20 protein-coding genes are annotated in these 26,075 nt (G+C 73.4%); 13 read left to right on the top strand and 7 right to left on the bottom strand.

Annotated features, from left to right (window positions below):
- Window positions 1-13 precede the first annotated feature (13 nt).
- Window positions 14-1,375 carry a hypothetical protein gene (locus FKD65_RS20105; protein ID WP_141578955.1) on the top strand — a complete coding sequence of 454 codons (1,362 nt, stop codon included), beginning with the start codon at window positions 14-16 and terminating at the stop codon, window positions 1,373-1,375.
- Between the two features lie 23 nt (window positions 1,376-1,398).
- Window positions 1,399-2,994, top strand: a complete 1,596-nt coding sequence (locus tag FKD65_RS20100) for a hypothetical protein (RefSeq protein ID WP_141578954.1) — start codon at window positions 1,399-1,401, stop codon at window positions 2,992-2,994.
- 34 nt (window positions 2,995-3,028) lie between these two features.
- Here the strand turns inward: FKD65_RS20100 and FKD65_RS20095 are convergent, their stop codons facing one another.
- A complete protein-coding gene (locus tag FKD65_RS20095; protein ID WP_240810254.1) occupies window positions 3,029-4,339 on the bottom strand; it encodes an SDR family NAD(P)-dependent oxidoreductase in 1,311 nt (436 codons plus the stop codon).
- 53 nt (window positions 4,340-4,392) lie between these two features.
- Here FKD65_RS20095 and FKD65_RS20090 point away from each other — a divergent pair, with 53 nt between their 5' ends.
- The 10 genes from FKD65_RS20090 (at window position 4,393) to FKD65_RS20045 (ending at window position 16,772) form a co-directional block, all read left to right on the top strand.
- Window positions 4,393-6,174, top strand: coding sequence for an AAA family ATPase (locus FKD65_RS20090; RefSeq protein WP_141578952.1), 1,782 nt, complete (start codon window positions 4,393-4,395; stop codon window positions 6,172-6,174).
- A 157-nt stretch (window positions 6,175-6,331) separates the two neighbouring features.
- The gene (locus FKD65_RS20085; protein ID WP_141578951.1) at window positions 6,332-7,441 is read left to right on the top strand and encodes a DegT/DnrJ/EryC1/StrS aminotransferase family protein; all 1,110 of its coding nucleotides are present in this window, start codon (window positions 6,332-6,334) and stop codon (window positions 7,439-7,441) included.
- Window positions 7,438-8,469, top strand: coding sequence for a Gfo/Idh/MocA family protein (locus FKD65_RS20080; RefSeq protein WP_141578950.1), 1,032 nt, complete (start codon window positions 7,438-7,440; stop codon window positions 8,467-8,469). The genes FKD65_RS20085 and FKD65_RS20080 overlap by 4 nt, the downstream gene beginning before the upstream one ends.
- Entirely contained in the window at window positions 8,459-10,099 is a 1,641-nt protein-coding gene (locus FKD65_RS20075; RefSeq protein WP_205718731.1) for a glycosyltransferase family 2 protein, read from the top strand. Before FKD65_RS20080 ends, FKD65_RS20075 begins: the two co-directional genes overlap by 11 nt.
- Window positions 10,100-10,102: 3 nt before the next feature.
- Window positions 10,103-11,413 (top strand): nucleotide sugar dehydrogenase, encoded by a 1,311-nt coding sequence (locus FKD65_RS20070; RefSeq protein ID WP_141578949.1) that lies wholly within the window; start codon window positions 10,103-10,105, stop codon window positions 11,411-11,413.
- Window positions 11,414-11,490: 77 nt separating this feature from the next.
- A complete protein-coding gene (locus FKD65_RS20065; RefSeq protein ID WP_205718730.1) occupies window positions 11,491-13,041 on the top strand; it encodes a glycosyltransferase in 1,551 nt (516 codons plus the stop codon).
- 7 nt (window positions 13,042-13,048) lie between these two features.
- Window positions 13,049-14,275, top strand: coding sequence for a glycosyltransferase (locus tag FKD65_RS20060; protein ID WP_205718729.1), 1,227 nt, complete (start codon window positions 13,049-13,051; stop codon window positions 14,273-14,275).
- Window positions 14,272-14,814: a hypothetical protein gene (locus FKD65_RS20055; RefSeq protein WP_141578948.1), complete on the top strand. Its 543-nt coding sequence runs from the start codon at window positions 14,272-14,274 to the stop codon at window positions 14,812-14,814. The genes FKD65_RS20060 and FKD65_RS20055 overlap by 4 nt, the downstream gene beginning before the upstream one ends.
- A gap of 6 nt (window positions 14,815-14,820) precedes the next feature.
- A complete protein-coding gene (locus FKD65_RS20050) occupies window positions 14,821-16,197 on the top strand; it encodes a glycosyltransferase (RefSeq protein ID WP_205718728.1) in 1,377 nt (458 codons plus the stop codon).
- Window positions 16,198-16,217: 20 nt separating this feature from the next.
- Complete coding sequence (locus FKD65_RS20045) at window positions 16,218-16,772, top strand: hypothetical protein (protein WP_141578947.1); 555 nt, start codon at window positions 16,218-16,220, stop codon at window positions 16,770-16,772.
- A 30-nt stretch (window positions 16,773-16,802) separates the two neighbouring features.
- Here FKD65_RS20045 and wecB read toward each other — a convergent pair whose 3' ends face one another.
- The 6 genes from wecB to FKD65_RS20015 form a co-directional block, all read right to left on the bottom strand.
- Window positions 16,803-17,894: a non-hydrolyzing UDP-N-acetylglucosamine 2-epimerase gene (gene wecB, locus FKD65_RS20040; protein ID WP_141578946.1), complete on the bottom strand. Its 1,092-nt coding sequence runs from the start codon at window positions 17,892-17,894 to the stop codon at window positions 16,803-16,805.
- A complete protein-coding gene (locus FKD65_RS20035) occupies window positions 17,891-18,520 on the bottom strand; it encodes an acyltransferase (RefSeq protein ID WP_141578945.1) in 630 nt (209 codons plus the stop codon). The genes wecB and FKD65_RS20035 overlap by 4 nt, the downstream gene beginning before the upstream one ends.
- The gene (locus FKD65_RS20030) at window positions 18,517-20,514 is read right to left on the bottom strand and encodes a glycosyltransferase family 2 protein (RefSeq protein ID WP_141578944.1); all 1,998 of its coding nucleotides are present in this window, start codon (window positions 20,512-20,514) and stop codon (window positions 18,517-18,519) included. The genes FKD65_RS20035 and FKD65_RS20030 overlap by 4 nt, the downstream gene beginning before the upstream one ends.
- Window positions 20,515-20,552: 38 nt before the next feature.
- Window positions 20,553-22,328, bottom strand: a complete 1,776-nt coding sequence (locus FKD65_RS20025; protein ID WP_141578943.1) for a CDP-glycerol glycerophosphotransferase family protein — start codon at window positions 22,326-22,328, stop codon at window positions 20,553-20,555.
- 142 nt (window positions 22,329-22,470) lie between these two features.
- Entirely contained in the window at window positions 22,471-23,889 is a 1,419-nt protein-coding gene (locus FKD65_RS20020; RefSeq protein ID WP_141578942.1) for a bifunctional cytidylyltransferase/SDR family oxidoreductase, read from the bottom strand.
- Window positions 23,890-24,138: 249 nt separating this feature from the next.
- Window positions 24,139-25,245: an acyltransferase family protein gene (locus FKD65_RS20015; protein WP_141578941.1), complete on the bottom strand. Its 1,107-nt coding sequence runs from the start codon at window positions 25,243-25,245 to the stop codon at window positions 24,139-24,141.
- Between the two features lie 229 nt (window positions 25,246-25,474).
- Here FKD65_RS20015 and FKD65_RS20010 point away from each other — a divergent pair, with 229 nt between their 5' ends.
- On the top strand, window positions 25,475-25,891 hold the full coding sequence (locus tag FKD65_RS20010; RefSeq protein WP_141578940.1) for a PGPGW domain-containing protein: 417 nt from the start codon (window positions 25,475-25,477) through the stop codon (window positions 25,889-25,891).
- Window positions 25,892-26,075 lie beyond the last annotated feature (184 nt).

Genomic DNA, 26,075 nt, shown 5'->3' with positions numbered 1-26,075 from the left:
GGAGGGTTGAGGGGTGGGCTACGGAGAGGTCGGGCGGAGGCGGGTGCCGGTCATCGAGCTCGCCGACCGGCGGGCGCTGGAGCGGTGGCGGCCCGCCGACGAGGAGGTCGTCGAGGCGGCGCGGGGGCTGAAGGAGCGTGCGCTGCTCGAACTGGGGATGACGCACAGCGCCATCGCCTCGTGGCTGTTCAGCAAGTGCCACCACCAGGTGCCGACGACGGCGGTCGACACGGCGGCCGTGGTCGCCTCCGGGGACGGGTCCTGCCTGCTGCTCTACAACCCCGAGTTCTTCGTGGGGATCGGGGCCGAAGGAGTGCGGTTCGTCCTGTTCCACGAGGCCCGGCACCTGGTGCAGCGGCACCTCTTCGCGGACGCCGACCTGCGGAGCGATCCGGTCTTCACGCTGGCGTGCGAGGTCACGATCAACCATGTCGCGCTGGCGCGGCTCGGCGGCGGGCTGCCCGAGATCGGCGGCGAGCCCGTGGGGATCTCGCCTCGCGGCGTGTACGGCGCGTACGCCGAGGACCTGCGGGAGCAGGGCGTCGAGCCCCTCCGGTACGAGGAGTGGGCCGAGACCGACATGAGCGTCTACCGGGAGCTCGGGCGGATGCGGAACCCGCCGGGCGCCGGGCGGGCCGCCTGCGTCCACGTGCTCGTCGACGCGCTCGACGGGGAGACGGCCGGGCGGATCGGCGACGAGGTGCTGAGGAGCGTGCTCGTCGCGGCGCGGCGGGGCGACCGGACGGCGCGCGGCGAACTGCTCGACCTCCTGCGGCGCACCGAGGGGGCCTCGGAGGGCGTCGACCGGATCTGGGGCGACCTCGGCGCGCACGCGCTGCGGGGCGTCACGTCGGCGACGCGGCGGGTCGAGTGGTGGCAGCGGTGGCTGGTGGACGTGCTCGCCTCGAAGCTGGAGGAGGGGGAGCGGCTCGTCTACCCGAAGAAGCGGGGGGCGGTGCTCGCGGCGCTCGGGCACGAGCCGATGCTGGCGCGGCGCGGGCCGCAGCGGGTGAAGTCGCTGGTCGTCGCGCTGGACACGTCGGGGTCGATGCCGGACGGCGTGGTCGGGTGGCTGGCCGAGCTGGTCGGCCGGATCGACGGGACCGAGACCGAGTGGATCGCCTTCGACGCCGCCGTGAAGCCGTTCCGGCCCGGCGAGCCGCTCCGGGGCGGCGGCGGGACGAGCTTCGAGGCCGTCCGGCGGCACGTGGAGGGACGCGACGAGCCCGCGGACGCCGTCATCGTGGTGACCGACGGGTACGCCGACCCGATCCGCCCGGCCGACCCCGGGCGGTGGATCTGGCTGATCACCTCCGGCGGCGACGAGTGGCCGGAGCGGCGGGGAATGGCGTGCCACCGCGTCAGGCCGAGGTGACATGTCGGCTACGGTGACGGCCCATGGCCCCCCATCCCAGGATCCGCGCCAAGAACCTCCTCGCCTGCACGGCCGGTCTGCTCCGGTTCGCGACGCCCGGTGAGATGGACGTGCTGCTCGGCCACCTCCCGCTGAGCCTCCTCGAACACACGCTCAGCACGCACGGCATGCCGAACCGGGTCGTGCTCGAAGCCCTCCTGCGGCGCGGCCGGGCCGCGGACCTGGACCTGCTCGTCCAGCACGCCGTGCTCGCGGGCGACCCGCCCGAGCTGCTGGGGCGGCTGCTCGACCTGGACGACCCCGAGGTCAACGCGACCCTGCTGACCGCCGAGAGCGCGCTCGGGCGCATCCCGCGCAACCTGCGCCGCCAGCTCGCCCACCAGACCTCCCGGCGGGACGGCGTGACGCCGCTGCCGCTGCCCCCGCAGGTGCGGGAGAACCTGCTGTCCACGCGGGGGCAGGAGCCCCTCGACCACGCGCTGCTGTACGCGGCCGACCCCGACCTGGCCGGGGACGCGCTGCTCTACCTCGGCGCGGGCGCCGATCCGCACGGCGCCGTCCAGGCCTGCCGCACGCTGCTGGACGCGGGCCGAGCGCACGAGGTCCGGCGGCTCGTCGAGGACGGGCGGCTGCCCGCCTACCGGTGGGGCCCGGACGACTTGGAGCCGAGCGTGCTCGCGTACGCGCAGGCGGCGCTGGCGAGCGCGGAGGGGGAGCGGCGGCTGCGGGAGCTGGCCGGGCGGGCGCGCCGGCCCGAGTTCCTGCGCACGGTCGCCGAGATCGCCGACGCGGACGCCTGCGAGCCGTGGCGCGGCACGCCGCTCGTCCGGACGGTCGTGAACCGCCGCGCCTTCTGCATCCCGCGCGTGGGCTGGGAGGCGGTGCTGGCGGACGAGCCGCGCCGCAGGGCCGCCGAGGGGCCGCTCCCCCTGCGTGTCGCCCGGTTCATGGCGAAACGTACCGATGTGCCGCTCGAACTCGTCCGGATGCTCGTCGCCGACCATCCGGGCGCGGCCGTCTACCTGCCCGACCCCGCGCCCGAGGTGCTCGCCGACCTCGCCCGGCCCGGGGCGCGCGCGGGCGCGGACGTGATCGTCAAGGTCGTCGGGAACGGCTTCGCCGCCGGGACGCTGACGGCCGACCTCGTCGCGGCGACGGTCCCCGAGGAGACGCTGCGGGTGGTCGCCGAGGCGCTGTGGATCCCCGGCCTGCGCGGCACCGCCCGGCTCAGAGCCCGGCTCGGGCTGGCCGGGGACGTCGCCCTGGCCCCGCCGTTCGTCGAGGAGACCGGCCACGGGCGCGCGCACCGCCTCCGCGAACCGGGCGTGCGGCGCCACTGGGACCCCGTGCTCGCCTACGGCGAGACCGCGCGCCACCTGTTCGGCGGTGCGGGGGACCTCACCGCCGACGCCGTGCTCGCGGCGGCGGACGTCGACGCGCTCCTCGCCCCGTCCGGCGGCCTGCCCGACCCGCGGGTGCTGCGCCGCCTCGCCGAGCACGTCGACCGGCATCTCGGCGGGCGCCCCGAGGCGTGGATGGTGGCGGTCAAGCTGCTGCAGGAGGGGTTCGTCGGGACGCTGCCCGAGATGCTCGCGACCGCGGGCGCGGTCGCCGGGTGACGGGCCCGCCGAAGGAGACCGGGCCGGCGACGGGTCACCAGTTGACGGCCCGGTAGTCCTTCAGCAGGCAGCCGCTCGGCGGGTCGCCGTCGCGCTCGCCCCGCACGATCGGGTGGTAGATCCGGGCGGCGGCGTCCACGACGTCCAGCGGCGGCCGGAACCCGGCGGCGGTGCGGCGCGCCCGCGCGGGCTCGGGCTGCTGGTCGGTGAACCAGCCGGGGTCGACGCTGGTGACGTGCACCCCGTGCTCGGCCAGCTCGGACGCGCTCGTGCGCGTCAGCATGTTGAGCGCGGCCTTCGCCATGTTCGTGTGCGGATGCTCGGCGCCCTTGTACACGCGGTCGAACTGCCCCTCGACCGCCGAGACGTTCACGACGTACCGGCGCGGATGCGGCGACAGCTCCAGCAGGGGACGCAGCCGGCCGAGCAGGACGAACGGGGCCGTCACGTTGATGAGCTGCACCTCCAGCAGCTCGACGGGATCGACCTCGTGGACCAGCCGGGTCCAGGAGTTGACGGGGGAGGGGTCGGGGAGCAGGCCCGCCGCGTCGACGGCGCCCGTCCAGAGCGGCACGGGCAGCGCGCCCGGCGCCGCGAGCCCCGCGCCCGCCTCCAGCTCGCCGGCCCGCTCCTCGCCCGCCAGCAGTTCCGCGTACGACTCCGGCGGGTGCCGCAGCGTCTGCGCCGCGAGGTTCACCAGGATGTCGAGCGGCTCGCCGGCCTCGACGAGCGCGTCGCACCACCGGACGAGGGACGGGAGGTCTCGCAGGTCCATGCCGACGACCGTGAGCCGGTCGTGCCAGTCGGCCCGGTCGGAGACCTCGGCGAAGCGGCGGCGCGCGTCGGCCGGGAACCGGGTCAGGGCGGTCACGGCGGCGCCGTCGCGCAGCAGCTTCAGCACGAGCTCGAACCCGGCCTTGACCCGCCCGCCCGTGACGATCGCGCGGCGCCCCGCGAGGTCGGCGCGCGCGTGCCGGTGCCGGTGGTGCTCCCGCGCGCACGGCGGGCAGAGCCGGTGGTAGAACGCGTCCGCCTCCCGGAAGTGCGCCTTGCAGACGTAGCAGGCGCGCAGCCCGCCCGTCACCGTGCTCGGCGGGAGGGCCTCGCGCGGCGGCTCGGCGGGCGCGCCCTCGACCCGTCCCGCCGCGCCCGTACCGGTCGCGGCGAGCACCTGCGCGTCGGCCGCCGCGCGGCGCAGCCGGGCAGCCGCCCGCTCGCGCTCGCGGGTCCGGCGCACGAACGCGCCGGCGGCCGCCCGCACCCGCGCCAGCTCGGGGTGGCCGTCCGGCGCCTCCGCCATCTCCGCCAGGACGCGCAGGCAGGTCCGCACATCGTCGTCGCGCATGCGCGCCATTAAATCGGGTGATCCAGACGTTCCGGACCGCTGTACTTGATCGCATGAGCATGCCGGACGGGCCGCGGCTGGCCCGGTTCATCGACACGATGATCGAGCTCGGGATCACCGGGCAGGTCTTCGGCGAGCACGGCATCGGCAAGACCTCCACGTTCTTCGACCATGTCCGGCGCCGCGAGGACACCGCGCTCGTCTACGTCCCGGCCGCGAACCTCACCCCGGACGACCTGCTGGTCAACGCGCCCGTCCGCCAGGACGGGGAACTGGTGCTGCGGCAGCTGATCATGCGGCAGCTCAAGCCGGGCAGACCCTTCGTGCTGCTCATCGACGACTCACTCCAGGCGGGCGCGACGATCCAGTCGCAGCTCATGCAGATCGCCTGCGACTGGACGCTCGGCGAGCACGACCTGCGCGCGCTCGGCTGCGTCGGGGTCTTCCTGACCGACAACGAGACGCTCGCCGAGACCGCCGCGCTCCGCACCGACCCTGCCGTCCTCGACCGGATGGCGACGGTGCGGGTCGCCGCCGCCGACACCGCGTGGCGGGCCGCGCTGTCGCGCAGGTTCCGCGGCACCGACCTCACCGGCGTGTTCCGGGTGTGGGCGTCGCTGCCCGCGGAGCTGCGCGGGCTGCTGTCGCCGCGCACGCTGGAGCACGTCCTCGACTGCGCGCTCGCCGGGTTCCCGCTCGCCTGGGGCCTGCCCCTCGTCGACGGCCGGCGCCTGCCGCTCGCCATCTCGGGCGACGGTAAGGGTGGACGGCCGGGCGACGACCGGGCACCCGAGATCCTCGGCCGCATCGCCGCCGAGCTGCGGCGGGCCGGGGCCGACGTCCCCGACCCCGCGCACGTGCCGGACGCCGTCCGCCGCGTCGTGCGCACCGCCGTCGAGCGGCGCTGGGCCGTGCTCGTCCAGGGTCCGCCCGGCTGCGGCAAGACGGAAGTGGTCAAAGAGGTCGTACGGGACGAACTCGGCGCCGATCCGCTCTACTTCTCCCTGCCCGTCACCAACGTGGAGGACCTGTGCGCGCCCGTCCCCACCCTGGACGGCACCCTCGACAACCTTTTGTCCGGGCCGTTCCTGGAGCCGGGAGACAAGGCCATCGTCTGGGACGAGTACAACCGTCCCAAGGACAAGGCCACGTTCGCACGCCTCATGGAGGTCACGCAGGAGTGGTCACTGGCCGGGCGGCGCATCAAGGGTCTCCGCGCCCAGATCGCCTTGCAGAACCCCCCTTACTACTTGGGGCGCAAGTTGCTCGTGTCTCGCAACACCATCGCCCAGGCGTCCCGGTTCACCGTTTCGCTGGAGATCGAGCCGGATGACATTCCGGCGAACGAATGGCTCATAACCCGTTACGGCGGGGTGGCCGAAACCGTCTTGGAGTGGTGGAAGAACGACATCGACGACGAAGGGCGCCAGTGGATGACCAAGCGCACGCTTGAGCGTCTGATCCGCCTGCACGGAACCGGCCTGCCCCTGGACATCGCCAAGATGTATTTGGGCGACGGCGACTACGCGCCCGTTCCGCTCACCGCGCTGGAGGCGCGGCTGGCCCAAAGCCAGGTGACGGGTCTGCGCGAGCTGGCGGCGGACCTGGACGGCTGGGAGGAGCGGCTGCGCGCCGCCGGGGACGAGGGTTCGGACGCGACCGACATCGTGCACCGCGTGTTCGCCAACGCGGAGCTGTCGCAGCTCAGCGGGCACGTGGAGGCGGCGGCCCGGCTGGCGCCGCTGCTGCCGCCCAAGCTGAAGGCGACGTACCTGTTCGGAGCCGATCCGGACCGGCAGCGGTTTTGGACCGGCGTCTTCATGGGAGGTTCCTGAGTGAGGGAAAGATCGATGGACGTCCTCGCCACGGTCTGACTTGGCTAGAATCCGTCCGTCAGACGAGGCTTCCGCTAAGAATGCGCCTCTTGTCCGGACGCGATCTGTCCCCCGCGAGGAAGCCGCTGCTCACCGTCCTGCCATAAGGAGCCCGTGCATGCCCGTGGAATCGGAAAGGCCCGTCCCCGCGGCGAGTCCCGTGATCGGGGAGGCGGAGATCGAGGCTGCGGTGCGCGTGCTCCGCAGTGGGCGCGTAGTGCAGGGTCCCGAGGTCGCCGCCTTCGAGGAGGAGTTCTCCGAACTCGTCGCGGGGCGCCACTGCGTAGCGGTCAACTCCGGGACGTCCGCCCTCCACCTCAGCCTGATGGCCCTCGGCGTCGGCCCCGGCGACGAGGTGATCGTCCCCTCGTTCACGTTCGCGGCCACCGCCAACGTCGTGCGCCTCGTCGGCGCCGAGCCGGTCTTCGTCGACATCGAGCCCGGCTCGTTCTGCGTCGACCCGGACGCCGTCGCCGCCGCGGTCGGCCCCCGCACCGCCGCGATCATGCCGGTGCACCTGTACGGGCACCCCGCGGCGATGGACCGCGTCGGCGCGCTCGCGGAGCGGCACGGACTCGCCGTCGTCGAGGACGCCTGCCAGGCGCACGGGGCCGCCCAGAACGGCGTCCCGGCGGGCGCCATGGGCACGATCGGCTGCTTCAGCTTCTACCCGACCAAGAACATGCACGCCCTGGAGGGCGGCATGATCACCACCGCCGACGCCGAGACCGCCCGGACGCTGCGGCTGCTGCGCAACCAGGGCATGGAGCAGCGGTACGCCAACGAGATCGTCGGCGCCAACGTGCGGCTCACCGACGTCGCGGCGGCCATCGGGCGCGTGCAGCTGGGGCGGCTGCCCGCCTGGACCGAGCGGCGCATCGCCAACGCCCGGTTCCTGGACGCCAAGATCACCGGCGCCGCGACCCCGTCGGTCGCGGCCGGCGTGCGGCACGTCTACCACCAGTACACGGTCCGCGTCCCCGGCGACCGCGACGCCTTCCAGCAGCGCCTGGAGGAGCGCAAGGTCGGCAGCGCGGTCTACTACCCGACGCCCGTCCACCGGCTCAGGCCGTTCCGGAAGGACGGCGCCCCCGACCCGCGCTGGGACCTGCCCGAGACCGAGCGCGCCGCGGCCGAGGTGCTGTCGCTGCCGGTGCACCCGTCCCTCGCCGACGACGAGCTGGCGCGCGTGGCCGACGCCGTCAACGCCGCCGGAGCCGCGTCGTGAGCGCGCCGCTGCGCGCGGGCCTGGTCGGGCTCGGCGTCATGGGGCGCAACCACGCGCGGGTCCTGTCCGGCCTGGACGGCGTCGACCTCGTCGGGATCGTCGACCCGGCCGGACGGCCCGAGGGCGCCCCGCACGGGGTGCCGCTGATGGGGTCCCTCCAGGAGCTGCTCACCGTCGGCATCGACTACGCGGTGGTGGCCTGCCCGACCGCGCTGCACGAGGAGGTCGGGCTCGCGCTCGCCGAGGCCGGCGTCGGGGCGCTGATCGAGAAGCCGCTCGCCGACTCGGTGGAGGCGGCCGAACGGCTGGTGACGGCGTTCGAGTCGCGCGGGCTCGTCGCGGCCGTCGGCCACATCGAGCGCTACAACCCGGCGCTGCAGAGCATGCGCGCCCGGCTGGAGGCGGGCGAGCTGGGCGAGGTGTTCCAGGTCGTCACACGTCGCCAGGGGCCGTTCCCGCACCGGATCGCCGACGTCGGCGTCGTCAAGGACCTCGCCACCCACGACATCGACCTCACCGGCTGGGTGACCGGCCAGGACTACGTCTCCATCTCCGCGCACACCGTGGCGCGCAGCGGCCGCCCGCACGAGGACATGGTCGCCGCGGTCGGGCGCCTCGCCGACGGCTCCATGGTCAACCACCTGGTGAACTGGCTGAGCCCGCTCAAGGAGCGCACCACCGTCGTGACCGGCGAGCGCGGCTGCTTCGTCGCCGACACGCTCACGGCCGACCTGACGTTCTACGCCAACGGCGAGATGCGCACCGAGTGGGAGGCGCTTCGGTCGTTCCGCGGCGTTTCCGAAGGCGACATGATCCGGTACTCGATCCCGAAACGCGAGCCGCTGCTGGTCGAGCACGAGCGCTTCCGCGACGCGTTCGCCGCGGGCGCGGGCGGGTCGGCCCCGGGCGACGTCGTCACGCTGCGGCAGGGCCTGCGGACGGTCGAGGTGTCGGCCGCCGTCCTGAAGTCGGCGCGTCTCGGCGAGACGGTCACGCTCCAGCCCGGGGAGGTGCTGGGTGCCGTCTGAGCCGAGCGGTGCCGGAGCGGGGGGCGGCGGCGCCTCCTCCGCCGGGGTGCCCGACGTCACCGTGGTGGTGGCGGTCTACAACACCATGCCCTACCTGACCGAATGCCTGGACTCCCTGGTCGGGCAGAGCATCGGCCGCGACCGCATGGAGGTCGTCGCGGTCGACGACGGCTCCACCGACGGCAGCGGGGCCGAGCTCGACCGGTTCGCGGCGGAGCACCCCGACGTGGTCACCGTGCTGCGCCAGCCGAACTCGGGCGGCCCGGCGGCCCCCAGCAACCGCGCGCTGGACGTCGCCACCGGCCGCTACGTCTACTTCGTCGGCGCCGACGACCACCTGGGCCCCGAGGCGCTGGAGCGCATGGTCGCCGCGGCCGACGAGTGGGGGTCGGACGTCCTCGTCGGGAAGATGGAGGGCGTCAACGGGCGGGCCGTCCGGCGGCCGGAGCTGTTCGCCGAGAACCGCCCCGAGATCGACCTGTACGACTCGGTGCTGCCCTGGGTGCTGTCGAACTGCAAGCTGTTCCGCCGAGAGCTGGTGGAGCGGCACAAGCTGCGGTTCCGCGAGCACATGCGGATCGGCAGCGACCAGCCGTTCACCCTCGAGGCGTGCGTGCGCGCCCGCCGCATCTCCGTCCTCGCCGACTACACCTGCTACTACGCGGTGCTGCGCGAGGACGGCGGCAACATCACGCAGGGCGCCGTCGACGTCTACACGCGCCTCGAATGCGCGGAGAGCCTCTTCGGCGTCGTCGCCGACCTGATCGAGCCCGGCCCGAAGCGCGACGCGATCCTCAGGCGGCACACCCGCTGGGAGCTGACGATGCCGGCGCGGGAGGGGCTCCTCGAACTCGACCGCGCCGCGCGGGAGGACGTCTGCGCCCGCGTCGGCGCGCTCGTCGACCGGTACGTGACCGACGAGGTCCTCTACACGCTGCCCATCGTCCGCCGCGTCCGGCTCCGGCTGGCGCAGCGCGGCGAGGTCGACCTGCTGTGCGAGGCGATCCGGGCGGGGATCGCGGAGCACCCCTACCTGATCGCGCTCAAGGACGGCCGGGCCTACCTCGCCTACCAGGGCTTCGAGGACCCCCGCCTCGCGCTCCCGGACGACCTGTTCGAGATCACCAAGGGGATGCGCAAGCGGCTGGCCCAGGAGGCGCGCACGGTCGCCGTGCGGCGCGACCGCGACACGGTGGAGATCACCGTCCGGACCCCGCTCACCGGCCCCGAGGCCGGCGACCCCGCGACCGTCCGGCTCGCGCTCGCCCCCCGCGGCGGCGGCAGGACCCTGGACCTGGACGACTCCCAGACCACCCGCGAGGCGCGCGAGGACGGACTGCACGTGACCGCCCGGATCCCGGTCGCGCTCACGGCGGCGTCCGGCAAGCCCAGGCACGCGCTGCGGCTCGTCGTCCGGGCGGCGGGGGAGACGCACGACGTCGCCGTGCCGGCGGGGACGTCCATGGTGCCCGCCCCGCGCGGCGAGCTCTTCTGGCACCGGGCCAGGCCCTTCCGGCTGTCGGTGGCCGGCGACGACCGGCACGGCACGATGATCGAGACACGTCCGGTACGTCCGGCCCAGGCCGTCGCCCAGCGGGTCCGGCGCGTGACGTCCCTTGGAGGTAAGTAGCACATGCGGATCTGCGTGGTCGCGCTCGGCAAGATCGGTCTTCCGCTCGCGGTGCAGTTCGCCCGCAAGGGGCACCGCGTGATCGGCGCCGACGTGAACGAGCGCGTCGTGGCCGAGGTCAACGCGGGGCGCGAGCCGTTCCCCGGCGAGGCCGAGCTCGACGTCCACCTCGGCGAGGCGGTGCGGGCCGGGCTGCTCACGGCGACGACCGAGACGGCGGCGGCGGTCGCCGAGTCGGAGGCGGTCGTCGTGGTCGTCCCCCTGTTCGTGGACGAGGCGGGCACCCCGGACTTCGGCTGGATGGACGCCGCGACGCGCTCCATCGCGCAGGGCCTGCGCCCCGGCACGCTCGTCAGCTACGAGACGACGCTGCCCGTCGGCACCACCCGCGACCGCTGGGCCCCGATGCTGGCGGAGGGCTCGGGCCTGACCGCGGGCGCCGACTTCCACCTGGTGTTCAGCCCGGAGCGCGTGCTGACCGGACGGGTGTTCGCCGACCTGCGCCGCTACCCCAAGCTCGTCGGCGGCATCGACGAGGCGTCCGCGCGGCACGGCGTCGAGTTCTACGAGCGGGTCCTCGACTTCGACGAGCGGCCGGACCTCGACCGCCCGAACGGCGTCTGGGACCTCGGCTCGGCGGAGGCCGCGGAGCTCGCCAAGCTCGCCGAGACGACCTACCGGGACGTCAACATCGGGCTCGCCAACCAGTTCGCCCGCTACGCCGACACGGTGGGCGTGGACGTCACGAAGGTCATCGAGGCCTGCAACACCCAGCCGTACAGCCACATCCACCAGCCGGGCATCGCCGTCGGCGGCCACTGCATCCCGGTCTATCCCCGCATGTACCTGTGGAACGACCCGGACGCGACCGTCGTCCGCGCCGCCCGCGAGGCCAACACGGGCATGCCCGAGTACGCCGTCGGCCTGCTCGCCGACGCCTACGGCGACCTGACCGGCGCCGGCGTCCTCGTGCTGGGCGCGGCGTACCGGGGCGGCGTCAAGGAGACCGCGTTCTCCGGGGTCTTCCCCACGGTGGAGGCGCTGAAGGCCCGCGGGGCCGTCCCGTACGTGTCCGACCCGATGTACACCGAAGCGGAACTGGAGGCCCTCGGCCTGCCTCCCCACCGCGGCGAGCCGGTCACCGCCGCGATCGTCCAGGCCGACCACGCCGAGTACCGCGAACTCGGCTCGTCCGACCTGCCCGGCGTGAAGGCCCTGGTGGACGGCCGCCGCGTCACCGACCCGTCCCGCTGGACGAGCGTCGCCCGCACCGTCATGGGCGCCCCGGACGCGCGGGCCCGAACGACCCGGTGAGCGCCCCGACGCCGGCCGCCCGGAGCGGCGATCCCGCCGGGCGCCCCGATGCCCCGCCCGACCGAACGGAGAAGGATATGCAGACAGACAACGAGGTCGGTCGCGAGGGTTCGCGCGGCCGGGTCGTCATGCTCGTCGACAACGGTGTCCAGAGGGACTCCCGGGTGCAGAAGGCGGCCATGTCCGCCGCGGCCGCGGGCTGGGAGGTGCACCTCATCGGCTTCCACCGGGGCCAGAAGAAGAAGCGCTGGACGCTGGGCGAGGCCAACGTGATGCTCGTCACGCTCGAAGAGGTGCTGAAGAAGCCGAAGTACCGCCCGCTGCGCTCCATGGTCCGCAGGCCGCTCGCCTACGGGCACCCGGACATCGCGGCGTACCGGCGCAGGCTCGTCCAGTCCCGGCGGGCCGAGCTCGCCGCCAGCCGGCTGGAGCCCGGGGCGAACCGGCCGGTGCGCAAGGGCTGGCTCCTGGCGCGGCGGGTCGCGGCGAAGATCCAGTACCGCTGGGTCGGGGTGCGCGTACGTCAGACGGAGTCGCTGACCGCCGCCCGCAACGACCAGCAGTCGCCGCTGGAGAAGTTCATGGTCGCGGTCTGGCTGAAGCTCCTCGGCGACCGGGCGTGGCGAGTCCTCGACCGCGGCATGTGGGACTGGGAGGCCGCCTACGGGAAGGTCATCGACCAGCTCGAACCGGACATCATCCACGGCAACGACTTCCGGATGCTCTCCGTCGGCGCGCGCGCGACGCTGCGGGCACGCGCCAAGGGCCGGAAGGTGAAGTTCGTGTACGACGCCCACGAGTTCCTGCCGGGCGTCCGCTGGAACAACCCGCCGCGCTGGCATCCCGCCATGTGCGCGATGGAGCGCGAGTACATCCAGATGGCGGACGCCGTGGTGACCGTCTCGGAGCCCCTCGCGGAATGGCTCGTCGAGGAGCACGGGCTGAAGCGCAAGCCCGCCGTGGTGCTCAACGCCCCGGTCACCGACATGGACGTGAGCGCCGACCAGCCCGTGCCCGACATGCGGGAGATGTGCGGCATCGACGCCGAGACCCCCCTCGCGGTCTACAGCGGCGGCGCCACGGTGCAGCGCGGCCTGGACATCATCATCGACACGCTGCCGCGGCTGCCCAAGCTGCACATCGCCCTGATCGTCCCCTCGGCGCGGACCGACTACGTGAGGGCCCTGATGGCCCGCGCCACCGAGCTCGGCGTCCGGGACCGGGTCACCCTGCTCCCGTTCGTGCCGTTCGACCAGGTCGTCCCGTTCCTGGCGGCGGCCGACTTCGGCATCCACCCGCTCCACCACCTGCCGAACCACGAGATCGCGCTGGCCACGAAGTTCTTCGAGTACGCGCACGCCCGGCTGCCGATCGTCGTCAGCGACGTCAAGGCGATGAGCGACGTCGTCAACGAGACCGGGCACGGCGAGGTGTTCCGGGCCGAGGACGAGGACGACTTCGTGCGCGCCGTGACGGCGGTGATGCAGGATCTGAAGCGGTACCGCGACGTCTACGACGAGCGCCCCGACCTGCTCCGCACGTGGACGTGGCCGGCGCAGGCGGAGATCCTGGACGGCGTGTACTCCGAGCTGCTGCCGTCCGCCGCGAAGCCGTCCCTGCACGGGTGACCGGCCGATGACGAACAGAGCCCACGACCGGGACGTGGCCGTCGTCACGCCCTGGTACCCGACCCCGGAGCACAAGGCCAGGGGCGCGTTCGTGGAGGGCATGGTCAGGGCGACGGCACCGGGCTGCGGCGAGGTCACCGTCTACCACACCTACTCCTGGATAGTGGATCCGGAGGCGGCGGACGCGGACGCCGTGGCCGCCGCGCACCGGAGGCTGCTGCCGCTCGCGGCGCGCCCCGAGCCGACGGTCGCGGGCGCCCGGCTGCTGCGCGTTCCCGCGTTGAGCGGCCGGAAGTCCTTCGCGGAGCTCGCCCTGGGCCACGCCTCCTGGCTCCGGGAGGCGCTGGGCGGGGAGCCGATCCCGGCGCCGGTCGTGCACGCGCACGTGGGGCTCCGAGGCGGCTGGACCGCGGTGGAGAACGCCAGGCCGGACGCGCGCGTGTTCGTCACCGAGCACGCGTCGTTCCTCGCGCAGGTCCTCGCGGAGCCCGACTCCCGGGAGATGTACGGAGAGGTGCTGGAGCGCTGCACCGGCTTCTTCGTGGTCTCGCAGACCCTCCGGGAGCAGCTCGCCGAGGCCTTCCCGGCCCTCAGCCACAAGATCGAGATGATCTCGAACCCGATCTTCTTCGACGAGCCCCGGTCCCGGCCGGTGACCGAGCTGCGCCGCTGGCTCTACGTGGGCGGGCTTATCGAGCACAAGGGGGTCAGGCAGCTGCTGGAGGCGTTCGCCAAGTGCCACGCCGAGGACCGTGAGCTGACGCTGACGATGGTGGGGGACGGGGTGCTCGCGAAGGAGCTGGCGACCCGTGCGGTCGAGCTCGGGGTCGAAGACGCCGTGACGCTGACCGGCGCCCTCCCGCCGGACGAGGCCCTGCGGCGGATGCGGGAGCACGACGTGCTCGTCCACCCGTCCCGCGGGGAGACCTTCGGGGTGGCGATCATCGAGGCGCTGGCCGCGGGCCTGCCGGTGCTGGTGACGCGGTGCGGCGGTCCGCAGGTCACCCTCGCCGGGGTGGAGGAGGCCGCGGGCGAGATGATCGATGTGGACGACGACCCCGAGACGATCGTGGCCGGGTACCGCCGGCTGCGCGAGCGGTTCCCGGACGGTCTCGACCTGCCGGAGGCCCGCCGGGTCCTGGACGAGCGCTACGGCCACCGCACGGTGGCCGAGGAGCACTACCGGCACTGGTTCCCGGCCGGCGCCGGCGACGACCGGACGGAGGCGCCGTGAACGTCCTCTTCCTCGCCCTCGGCGGCTCCCGGCGGCGCGCGGTCGCCGCCGAGGCCGAACACCTCCTCCAGCACGGCGACAAGGTGACCGTGCTCGTGGACAAGGCCTCCCGATGGCGCAAGGGGCCGCAGATCCCGGAAGGGGCCGACACGGTCGAGCTCTCGCGGCTCGAAGGCGGATACCGGCCCGCCGCCGTGCGGCTGCTGCTGAACAGGCTTCCGCTGCTCCTGCTGCGCGTGTGCCTGCCCGGTCCGCTGGGCGGGCTGCGCAAGCGGGTGCGTTCGGCCTACGTGCGCCGGATCGACCGTCCGGTCGACCGCCGGCTGGCGCGGTTCTACCGGCGGGACGCGGCCGGCGTCCGGCGGCGCGTCATCGCCCGCGACCTGCTGCGCGGCCGGTCGGTCGACGTCGTCATCGTCGGCGACCCCGGGTCCATGGTCCTCGCGTCCGAGCTCTCGGACGTGATCGTGAGCTCGGGAACGCGGCTCGCCTACAGCAGCACCCAGGAACGGCCTCTGGCCGGTCACGTCGAAGGGTGAGATCCCATGGCCGAACGTCGTCCCCGGGTGCTCTACCTGGCCTTCTACTTCCCGCCGTCGAGGGCGAGCGGCGTCTACCGCCCCCGGGCGACGGCGAACCTCCTGGTCGAACGCGGCTGGGACGTCACGGTCTTCGCCGCCCCGATGCCCTTCCTGCGCGACGCCATCGGCTCGTTCGACGAGAGGCTCCTGGATTCGGTGGACCCCCGGGTCACGGTGGTGCGGCCGGGGCTGAACCTGTTCGCGTGGCAGCGTGAGCTGGGCGACTACAGCAGGTTCCGCGGCACGTTCCCGCATCTCGCCCGCTCGGTGTACGAGTGGAAGAAGGACCACGTCTTCCCGGAGCACTACGCGTCCTGGGCGTGGGCGAGCGTCCGGCGGGCGCTGCGGATGCACGCCCGGAAGCGGTTCGACGTCGTGCTCGCGACGGGGAACCCGTTCGCCTCGTTCGCCGCGGCGTGGTTGTTCCACGGGCTGACCCGGACCCCGTACATCCTCGACAACCGCGACGCCTGGACCCTCGACCTGTTCAACGAGGAACCCGCGTTCGAGGAAGGGCACCCGGCGTACTCCTGGGAGCGGCGGGTGCTGAAGTCGGCGTCCAACGTGGCCTTCGTCAACGAGGCGCTGCGGTCCTGGCACGCCGAACGCTATCCGCGGGTGGCCGACCGGATGATGGTCGTGCCGAACGGCTGGGACTCCGACACCCTCGACGTCGTCGTGGAGCCGCCCGTGAAGATCCGCGACGGCCTGGAGGAGCGCCGCCCCCGCTTCTCCTACGTCGGCACGCTGACCGCCAACCAGCCCATCGAGGCGATGGTCGACGGGTTCGCCCGTGCCCGCGAGCATCCCGACCTGACCGGCGCCGCGCTCGACCTGCACGGGTACCTCGGTTTCTTCAAGGGCGCCGACGACAAGCTCCGCAAGAGGCTCGCCGCCGCGCTCGACCAGGACGGGGAGGCGGGTCCGGGCCTCCCGCCGGGGGTGGAGTACCGCGGGCCGGCGTCCAAGACCGAGCTCCACGAGGTCTACCGGAACTCCGACGTCCTGGTGTTCCTCGCGGGAGGCGCGCGCTACGTCACCTCCGGGAAGATCTTCGAGTACATGGCGGCGGGGCGTCCCATCGTGTCGGTGCACGCCCCGGGATCGGCGGCGGAGGAGGTCCTCGGCGACTACCCGCTGTGGTTCAACCCCGGCGGGCTCGACCCGAAGGCGGTCGCCGGGGCGATGGTCGCCGCGGCCAAGGCCGCGGCGGGCCTCGACCAGCGGCAGGTCGACGAGGCCTGCGCCTACGCGGCGCGCTTCGAGCGGACCGTTTCGCTGGAGCCGCTGCTGGGGCGGTTGACCGAGCTGGCCACTCGCAAGCGCGGCGTCGCGCTGTGACCGGCGCAGGAGAGGTGGACATGGACGGCGGACCGTCCCCGCGAGTGCTGATCGTGGCCATGGACCCCCGCAGCCACAGCCGCGGCTACAAGAGGGTCACCGGGCTGGCCGCCCACTTCCTGAACGAGGAGGGGGCACAGGTCGACGTGGTGACCGCCGAGCCGCGCGGCTGGGGGAAGCTGGACGAGCGGGCGCGCCTGCACCGCCTGGACGCGGCCGAGGCGAGGCATCCGCTGCCGTGGCTGGAGCGCACGGTCGTGATCAGGGCGCCCAAGGCCGTCGTGTGGCCGTTCAAGCGGCTCGGCAGGGTGGGCGGCGTGCTGGGCCGCGCGCAGAACCGCGTCTCCAGCGCCGTCCACCGGCGGCTCTTCCTGCCGTTCTACCGGCACGTCCGGCCGCTGGTGCTGGCCCGCATCGCACGGCGCCGCGTCCTGCGGGACATCGACATGGCCCACGTCAAGCGGGTCATCGTGCTCGACGACACGTCGGCGCCGTTCGCCTGGCGGCTGGCCCGCCGGAATCCGGGCCTCACCGTGACGACACGGCAGGTGCGGACCCTGGATCCCGACGGCTGACCCTCCTCAGCACACGGCGGCCGACCCTCCTCAGCCGCGTACGCGTTCCGCCAGGACCGCCGCGACGGTCTCGGCCGCGCGGCCGTCGCCGTACGGGGTGCCGCGCGACACGGTCGGGGCGGGCCGCGTGGCGGTCGCCGTCCAGCGGGCGGAACCGAGCGCGCCGGGGTCCGGGACGAGTTCGTTCCAACCGCCGGCGAGCGTCTCCGGCCATTCGGTCTCGGTCCGCAGCGTGGTGCAGGGGCGTTCGAGCAGGAACGCCTCCTTCTGCAGCCCCCCGGAGTCGGTCACCACTCCCTGCGAGCCGAGCACGGCGGCCACCATGGCCGCATAGGGCAGGGGACGGCCGGGACGGACGGCGCCCCGCTCCAGCTTGATGCCGTGGGCCTCGGCCCGCGCGACCAGGCGGGGATGGGCGAGCAGCGCGACCTGCACCGGGAGGTCGGCGAGCGAGTCGACGAGCGAGCCGAGACGGGCCGGGTCGTCGGTGTTCTCCGCGCGGTGCAGGGTCGCCACGAGGTAGGGCCGCTCGGGATCGATCCCCTCCGGCAGGCCGGGGACGTCGCCGGGAGCGGCGAGGACCGAGTCGCGGACCCGGAGGCACACGTCCACCATCACGTCGCCCGTGCGGACGCTCCGGTCCGCGAGCCCTTCGGCGGCGAGGTGGCGCATCGCCTCGTCCGTCGGGGCGAGCAGCAGGTCGGCGGCGTGGTCGGTGAGGACGCGGTTGTGCTCCTCCGGCATGCGGCGGTTGAACGAGCGGAGCCCCGCCTCCAGGTGCGCGACGGGAAGGTGCAGCTTCACGGCCGAGACCGCGCCCGCCAGGGTCGAGTTCGTGTCGCCGTAGACGAGCACCCAGTCGGGGCGCTCCATCTCCAGGATCGGGTCCAGGGCGGCCATCACGGCGCCGGTCTGGACGCCGTGGCTGCCCGACCCGACGCCGAGGTGCACGTCCGGGTCGGGGATGCCGAGGCCGGAGAAGAACACGTCCGACAGGTCGGCGTCATAGTGCTGGCCGGTGTGCACGATGACGTGCCGGTGCCCGCCGGCGGCCAGGGCGGCGGCGATGGGAGCGAGCTTCACCAGTTGCGGGCGTGCGCCGACAACGCTGAGGACCTTCACTTTCCTGCTTCCTTCTCGATGAGGACCCTTGCTTCGGAACCGTCCGCGGCGGGGGTCTCGGCGTAGCGCTCGCCCGTCCGCGGGCACTCCCACGTCCCGGGCTCGTCCGGACGCTCGGCCAACCGGGCGCCGGCGCGGCCGACCCAGCCGATGCGGCGCGCGGGGACGCCCGCGACCAGGGCGAAGTCGGGCACGTCGCGGGTCACGACGGCGCCCGCGGCGACCATGGCCCAGCGGCCGATCCGGACCGGGGCGACGCACACGCTGCGGGCGCCGAGGGACGCGCCCTCGGCGACGTGCACGCCGACGGCCTCCCAGTCGGACGCGCGCTTCAGCTTGCCGTCCGGGTCGACGGCGCGGGGCTCGCGGTCGTTGGTGAGGACGACGGCGGGACCGACGAACACGCCGTCCTCCAGCACCGCCGGCTCGTAGAGGAGCGCGTGGTTCTGCAGCTTGACGTTGTCGCCGATCCGCACCCCGGACCCGACATAGGCGCCGCGTCCCACGATGCAGCCCGCGCCGAGCCGTGCGTCCTCACGGATCTGCGCGAGATCCCACACCGTGGTGCCGTCGCCGAGTTCCGCGCTCGGGTCGACCTGCGCGCTCGGCAGGATCCGGTGGCTCATTCGCTGCCTTCCTTGACGTTGCGTTGGTCGCCCGATGCCCCGGGCGCGAGACGGCGCCGCACGCGCCGCAGGCGCCGCCGCAGCGCCGTCAGCGGCGCCGTGACGTGCACGGTCAGCGGGCCGCCGAGCCGGACGTGGACGCGGCGCGGCGGGAACACCGACACGGTCAGCGGCCCGACGAGGCCGCCGCCGTCCGGGAGCCGAACCCGGACCGGGCCGCCCACGCCGTCGATCTCGATGGACGCGCGCCAGCCCCCGGGCCGGGCACCGGCCCACGAGACGTCGGCGCGGCGGCGGCCCGGCCGCCCAGGTTCGGGTACGAGCGGAGCGCGCAGGACCTCGCCGCCGCCGGGCCGCTGGAACAGCAGGCTCATGGACGGCGGCCGCGCGGTCAGGGCGGGCGGCGGCTCGCACAGCACGACCAGCCGCCCGTCCGGTCCCGGGGCGACCTCGACGTGCCGCACGTCGCCCGGACCGAACGCGCCGCCCGCCTCGAGAGCGAGCTCGCCCCGTCCCCGCGCGGGCAGCGGCCGTACCAGCCGGGGGCGGCCGCCGTCCTCGACGAGGGCGGCGGGGGGAAGATCGAAATCCCGCGGTCTGGTCACCGGGACGCTGAGCGTGTGCCCTTCCAGGGCCATCTCCAGGCGCACCGTCCACTGGCCGTCCGGCCACGAGCCCTGCGGCGGCTCGACGCTCGCCGTGAAAGAGGTGGAGATGCCCGTGTCGGTGCGGGTCACGGGGCGCACGTCGCACTCCACCCGATGGCGGCCGCCGCCCTCCAGCACCAGGTGGACCTCCGGCGCCCCCTCCTCCACGTCGCGGAGCTGGAGTTCGCCGTCGATCGCCAGGGCGCCGTCCGTCCATGCCATCGCCGTCAGGGCGCACTGGAGCCGCAGCGCCTCACCGGTCTCGAAGCACGCGTCGGGGATGTTCACGGAGGAGTCGCGGAAGAAGGGGTACGTGAAGTAGGCGTGCCCGTCGTCGAGGCGGACGCGGGGACGCTTCCCGCGCTGGAGGAACCGCAGGAGTTCGGTCAGTTCCGCGTCGAGATGGTGGTCGAGGCAGTACGCCAGCAGCCGGTGGCGGGGGGCGTAGCGCTCCAGCAGCGCCGGGGTGAGCCAGGCGGCCATGAGCTCCCGGCACCCCTTGAGGGTGCAGGCGCGCTCCTCGCCCGCGGACTTCAGGTACCGCTTCTCGAGCAGCCCGAAGACCTCCAGCAGCAGGTACCGGTAGTGCAGCCGCTCCCGGATCTCGCCCGGCTCGGTGTGCTCGGCGACCATCGCCATCGCCCGCCCCGCGATCGCGTGCACGTCGCTCGTCGGCGCGCCGCCGAGCTGGGTGCTGCTGCTCCCGTCCTCCCGCGCCGCCCAGTAGTAGCAGTCGTAGTCGGCCAGGACGGACACGCCGCGGGCGTTCAGGTAGGCGCCCGCGGTGAAGAGCTGGTCCTCGTGGGAGAGCAGGCCTTCGGTGAAGCGGAGCCCGGCGCGCTCGACCAGGGAGCGGCGGAACAGCTGGAGGGCGGCCATCGACATGCGGGGGAACAGGTCGCAGTCCGGGTCGAGCACGTGGGTGCGCTCGATGGTCCGCTCGAACACCCGGGGCACCTTGCGGCCGCCCGTCCCGACCTGCTTGCCGAGCACGATGTCGGTGCCGTTGCGCTCGGCCATCGCGGTCATCCGCTCCAGCGCCTCGGGGCCGAGCCGGTCGTCGGCGTCCAGGAAGAAGACGAACTCCCCGGACGCCCGCTCCAGACCGCGGTTGCGCGGCGCCCCCGCGCCGCCCGAGTTCGGCTGGTGGACGACCGTCAGCCGCTCGCGGTCCGCGGCCAGCTCGTCCAGCAGCTCGGCGCCGCCGTCGGTCGAGCCGTCGTCGACCGCGATCGTCTCGATCCGGTCGGCGGGCAGGGTCTGGGCGAAGACCGATTCCAGCGCACGGGCCACCGTGTCCCGGCAGTTGTAGACCGGGACGATCACGCTGACCAGGGGTTGCGGCATGGACCCTCTAGTGTCGGACGGGCTTTTCGGGGTCAACTCTAGGCGGGTTCGGAGCCGGCCGTGACGGCCTTGCGCGAGCCCCCGTACATCGTCGACCTGGGGCCGGCCTGCGCCAGCGCGTCGACGGCGGCGGCGAACCGGGTCATCGCGTCCGGGTGCTCGGGGCCCAGCAGGTAGTCGCGCAGCCTCCGCCGCTCCGCGGCCAGCGGGTCCTGGCCGGGGGTCGCCGCGACGGCGAGGATGTCGGGCAGCTCGCGGCAGTCCGGGCCCAGCAGGTAGGCGGCCGAGGCGGACGGGAACTCGGTCCGGAAGGCCCCCTCGTCCATCCCCTCGGGGTTGGTGACGACGTACGGCTTCAGGCTCGGGATGTAGTCGGAGATCACGCTGGAGATGTCGGTGATCAGCATGTCCGAGCGGTTGAAGCACTCGTAGAGGGAGGCGTCCGCGCCGGTGACCACCCGGTGGCCGCCCGCCCCGTCGCGGTTCCCCCGCTCGATCATCCGCATGAGCCGCTCGTGCACGGCCGCGGCCTCGGGGAGCCGCCGCCCGGTGTAGGGGTGCGGCCGGTAGATGACGCGCAGCCGCGGCCCCTGCTCCAGCAGGGTGCGGACGATCCGCTCGCCCATCCCGAGCAGCGAGCTGTAGCCGTGCTCGTTGTCCCAGCCCTCCCACGTGGGGGCGTACAGGACGGTGGGGACGGGCCCGCCGGACGGCTCGGTGGTGATCTCTCCGAGCTGCGGCCGGCCCACCTCGACGATGGCCTCGTCGCGCACGCCCGCGTCGGAGTTGCGGTAGCGGTCGCGGCCCGCCGGGCCGGCAACCCACACCTCGTCGAACACCTTGCTGACCGGGTTGGAGCTCGGGCCCTTGTCGCTGTCGCCGTGCCCGACGAACACGTGCTTGATGTGCTCCTCGCGGAGCAGGTGGAGGTTCTTGCCGGTGTTGCCCGGGTAGAGCGCGACCTTCACCGTGCCGAGGTCGAAGTTCATCATCTCCTCGGCACGGGTGATGCACACGACCGGCAGCCGGGTTGGCGCGAGCGCGCCGACGACCTCGGGGGAGCGGACGAGGACCATCGCCTTGCGCTCCAGCCGCTCCAGCGTCTCCAGCCACATGTTGGCCTGGTAGACGGTCGTGACCGGGCCGGTGAAGTACAGCACGACCTCGGGCTTGTAGCGCTTCACGCGGCGCTGCACGTCGCGGGTCATCCGGTCGGTGTTCAGCAGGGCGCGCATCCGGCGCAGCCGGGGCGTCTGCGCGGCCGCGGTGGCGGCGGCCGCCGCCGCGGTGCCGAGGAGCCCGGCGAACACGAGCGCCGGAACGCCGAGCATGAGTCCGGCGGTGCCGAACAGCAGCGGCAGGAGGTCGGCGTGGCTCTCCAGGAGGAGGATCAGCCGGGCCTGCCAGACGGGGTCCGGGCCGGGGAGCGCCGGCTCGCCCTCCCCGAGGTTGAGGGTGGCGAAGGGCAGCCGGTTGACGCGGCGCGAGGCGACGGCGCCGGCGAGGATCGCGGCCCGGAGCCAGTCGACCACCAGGAGGCCGACGGCGGCCAGCGCGATCGTCGTCCGGCCGGCGTCGCCCGCCTGGACGAGCAGCAGCACGAGGGCGCCCTGCCGGATCAGCACCCGCGCGCCGGGGGTCATCTGGCCCCAGCGCAGCGGCCTGGCCGCGTCCGGCAGCGACCGCCCCACGGCGAACTCGGCCGCGTAGCAGAGCACGGCGGCGCCGAGGAACGCCCAGGGCGCCCCGGCCGCGGCCGCCCCGATCAGCAGCCCGAGTGTGACGGGCAGCCAGAGCACCGATGAGTACCGCATGAGAACCGAGTACCGGGAGACGAAACGCCGCACGGCACACCTCCGTCTTGTCAGCGCCCCGGGGGGTGGTGGCGCAGTTGGGAGAGGGGAAGGGGGCTGCGCCCGCTGGGCCGAGCGGGCGCGTGCGGGGGGTGGGGCGGCGTCAGCCGGAGCGGCCGCCGGTGAGGGGGTCTTCACGGCGCACGTCGATGACCTGCCCGGTGAGGCCGGAGAGCAGGACGTTCAGGGAGGTCCGGGCCACCTGGTCGGCGCTCAGCAGGGTGTTCGGGGGCTCCTGGCCGAACGCCGCGGTCCGCATGGGGGTGCTGGTCCGCTCGGGGTTGATGCAGTTGATCCGCACGCCGTCGCCGGACCACTCGTCCGCCAGGGCCTGGGTGAGGTTCACCGTGGCCGCCTTGGCGGAGGAGTAGAGGCTGTAGTCGGCGCGCCCGCGGGTGTAGGAGCTGGACGTGTAGAGCAGCAGCTGCCCGCCGGTCTTCGCGAGGTAGGGGAAGGACGCCCGCGCGATGTGGATCGGCGCGAGGTAGTTGACCCGCAGCGCCTCCTCGATCGCGTCGGGCTCGATGGCGTCGAGCCGGCCGATCCGCAGCACGCCCGCCGTGTTGACGACGAAGTCGACGCGGCCGGTCGCCGAGTAGGCCTGGGCGAGCGCGGCGGCGACGTCGTCGGGCCGCTCGGCGTGGGTGCGGGTGGCGCCGCGGCTGTAGCCGAAGACGCGGGCGCCGAAACGCTGCCCGAGCTTCGCGACGGCGGCGCCGATCCCCTGGCTGGCGCCGAACACGACCATCGTCCTGCCGCCGAGCGCCTCGGCGTACTCGTCCTCGGTCAGGTCGGGGGCGTCGGAGGAGGCGAGCTGGAACAGCTTGTCCGCGACGAACATGTCGACCGGCTCGGTGACCTTCATGTTGTGCTCGTCGCCGGGGACGACGTAGATCGGGGTGCCGGGCAGGTAGCGCAGCACCACCGTGCAGTCGTCGGTGGCCTCGAAGTCCTCGTCCCGCCACGCCTTCTCGTAGGCGTCGCGGATCGTCGCGAGCCGGAAGCCCTGGGGGGTCTGCCCGCGCCGCAGGTTCGCCCGGCGCGGCACGTCGACGATGACGTCCTCGTCGACCTGGATGATCGTGTCGGCGGACGGGATGGCGACGTCCACCGCCCGGTGCTCGCGCAGCGCGGTCACGCAGTCGCGGATGATGCGCTGCGACAGCAGCGGGCGCACCGCGTCGTGGAACAGCACGCTGGTCGTCTCGGCCGGGAGGTCGGCGAGGGCGTCGAGGGCGAGTTGCGTCGTGGCGTTCCGGGACGTCCCGCCGGGAAGCACCGCCCTGACCTTGGTGCAGCCGGCCCTCTTCACGCACTCCTCGGCGTCCCTGATGAAACCCGGGTTCATCAGGACGAGGATCTCGTCGACGTCGGGGGCCTCCTCGAACACGGCCAGCGTGTGCTCGAGGATCGACCTTCCTGCGATCTTGAGAAGCTGCTTGGGAGTACTGAGGCCCATCCGCTGCCCGCTGCCACCCGCCAGGATGACGGCGACGACGCGATGCTCACCCTGCGGCGCCATGACCAATGCGACCCGTCCTTCTTTTTTCAAGGCAGCCAGAAAAAAGGCAGCCGAAACGAGATGTTCAGTCACCCGAGGGGGATCTCGTGTGGGCGCGGGTGGCGCGGCATTCGCAGGGTTGATGATCCGCACAGGGGGGAACTGTCGCCTCACTGTACCCGCTCTGGGGAACTTTGCGGCGAATTCACCGACGTTCCAGGGCCCTGCAACCCTTGCGTGGTGGGGCCTGACGTGGGGGACGGGGGTCCGTCACCGGCCGAACAGATGCCTCAGATCAGGCTCGACCGCCCAGCGGGTCACGCGCCGCACCGGGGGCGTGCTCAGCACCGTGACGAGGGCGAAGCAGGCGAGCACGACCGCGAGCACGCCCGGGATCGTGTCGAACCACGCGAGCTCGTTCCAGCCCTCGAACGTGAACAGCCGCGTCACGAACCCGTGCAGCAGGTAGCCGTAGAGGGTGGCGGCTCCGAGGTCGCTGTACCAGGTGCGGCGGGACGGGACGACGGCGAGGAACGCGAGGATCAGCACCGTCCCGGTGAGCAGCAGGCCGGCCCGCATCAGGGTCCCGGTGACCTCGTCCACGCCGAGGTCGGCGTTCGAGGAGTCCCAGTTCAGCCAGCGCGCGTTCATGTGGTCCTGGGTGAGGTAGGCGCCCGCGAACGCGGCCGCCAGGAGCACGGCGCCCGTGACGCGCGCCCACGGCCGCCGGACGATCTGGATCACCTCGGGCGACAGCGTCAGCCCGAGGACGTAGAACGCCGCCAGCCCGAGGATCCGGTACAGGTCGAGCGTGCTGCCGATGTCCGTCATGTAACCGAGGAGGCTGACGAGGACGGCCGTCGCCAGCGGGTACCGGAGCCGCCGCCACACCGGGGTGAGCAGCCGCCAGACGAACAGCGCCAGCAGGAACCAGGTCAGGTAGTAGGGGTCCAGCACGTCGAACTGGAACCGCCGCCCGTCGACCCCCCACGCGAACAGGCTGTAGAGGCACTGGAAGATCAGGTAGGGCGCGAGGGTCGAGCCGACCAGCCGCATCGACTTGTCGTCGGTGAGCGTGAACCGCTTGGACAGGTACCCGCTGACCATGACGAAAAGCGGCATGTGGAACAGGTAGATGAAGTTCCACAGCCCGGCCGCCAGCGGGACGTCCCGCAGGCCCGACAGTCCGTGCCCGCCGGCGACGAGCAGGATCGCCAGGAACTTGGCGTTGTCGAGGTGGGGGTCGCGTCCCCGGGGGGCGGCGCCGCCCTGCGTCCGCGGCTCGTCCCGCGCCCCGCGGGCTGGGGACGCCGCCGCCTCGGCGGAACCTGGGACCGCCGCCTCGGTCACGACGGACGCCTCGGGTGTCTGTGTCATGAAAGATCTCTGATCCTGGGAGGGGCTCCCGGAGCATACCTAACGAAACGGTCCGCGACCCTTGGAGTCACGGGGCGCTGTCCCCGCGTCACGGACGGGCATCCGGGGGAGGCCGGATTTCGACGGCCGCGGCGCGCGCAAGATCTCCTGAGAGGGGTACACGGCCCTTACCGGATTCGGCGCGGGGCCGGTCCGGCCGGCGCCGGGCGGGCGGGAGGACGGGGAGGGCATGGGATACGGGAGGTCCACCAGGCAGGGCGCGGTGATCGTCGCCGGCGGCGCCGTGCTGCTGGCGGGTGTCGCGCTGCTCGTCCTCCCCGGTCCCGGGCTGCTGCTCGTGCTGGCGGGTCTGCTCATCCTGTCGCGGGAGTTCCCGGCCGTGAACCGCTACGTCGAGCCCGTCCGCGACAAGGCGATCCGGGAGGCCGAGAAGAGCGTCACGTCCTGGTGGCGCCTCACGGGCTCGGTCCTCACGGGGCTCGGGCTGATCGGCGCGGGCGTGGCCTGGGGGCTCGTGCGGGAGCTGCCGCTCAGCGGCTGGAGCACGGGCTCGGGGCTCATCCTGTCCGGCTTCATCCTCTTCGGGCTCCTCTACTGGAGCTGGCGCCGGGTCAAGGCCCGCCGCGCCGAGACGTTCCCCGAGTGACGTTCCCCGAGTGACGTTCCCCGAGTGACGTTCCCCGAGTGACGTTCCCCGAGTGACGTTCCCCGGGTGACGGGCACCAGGTCAGGCGCCGGCTTCGGCGAGCCTCCGCCGTGGCCGGGCCCGGCCTCGCGAAATCTTCGAACGGGTTGATCCGGCGGCCCGGAATCCACGTGCAATGGGGTAT

It is taken from the genome of Actinomadura sp. WMMA1423, from assembly GCF_006547145.1.
In the GTDB taxonomy this organism is placed as follows: domain Bacteria; phylum Actinomycetota; class Actinomycetes; order Streptosporangiales; family Streptosporangiaceae; genus Spirillospora.
The sequence above is the reverse complement of the archived record's forward strand: the minus strand, read 5'-3'. Positions and strand labels throughout refer to the sequence as shown.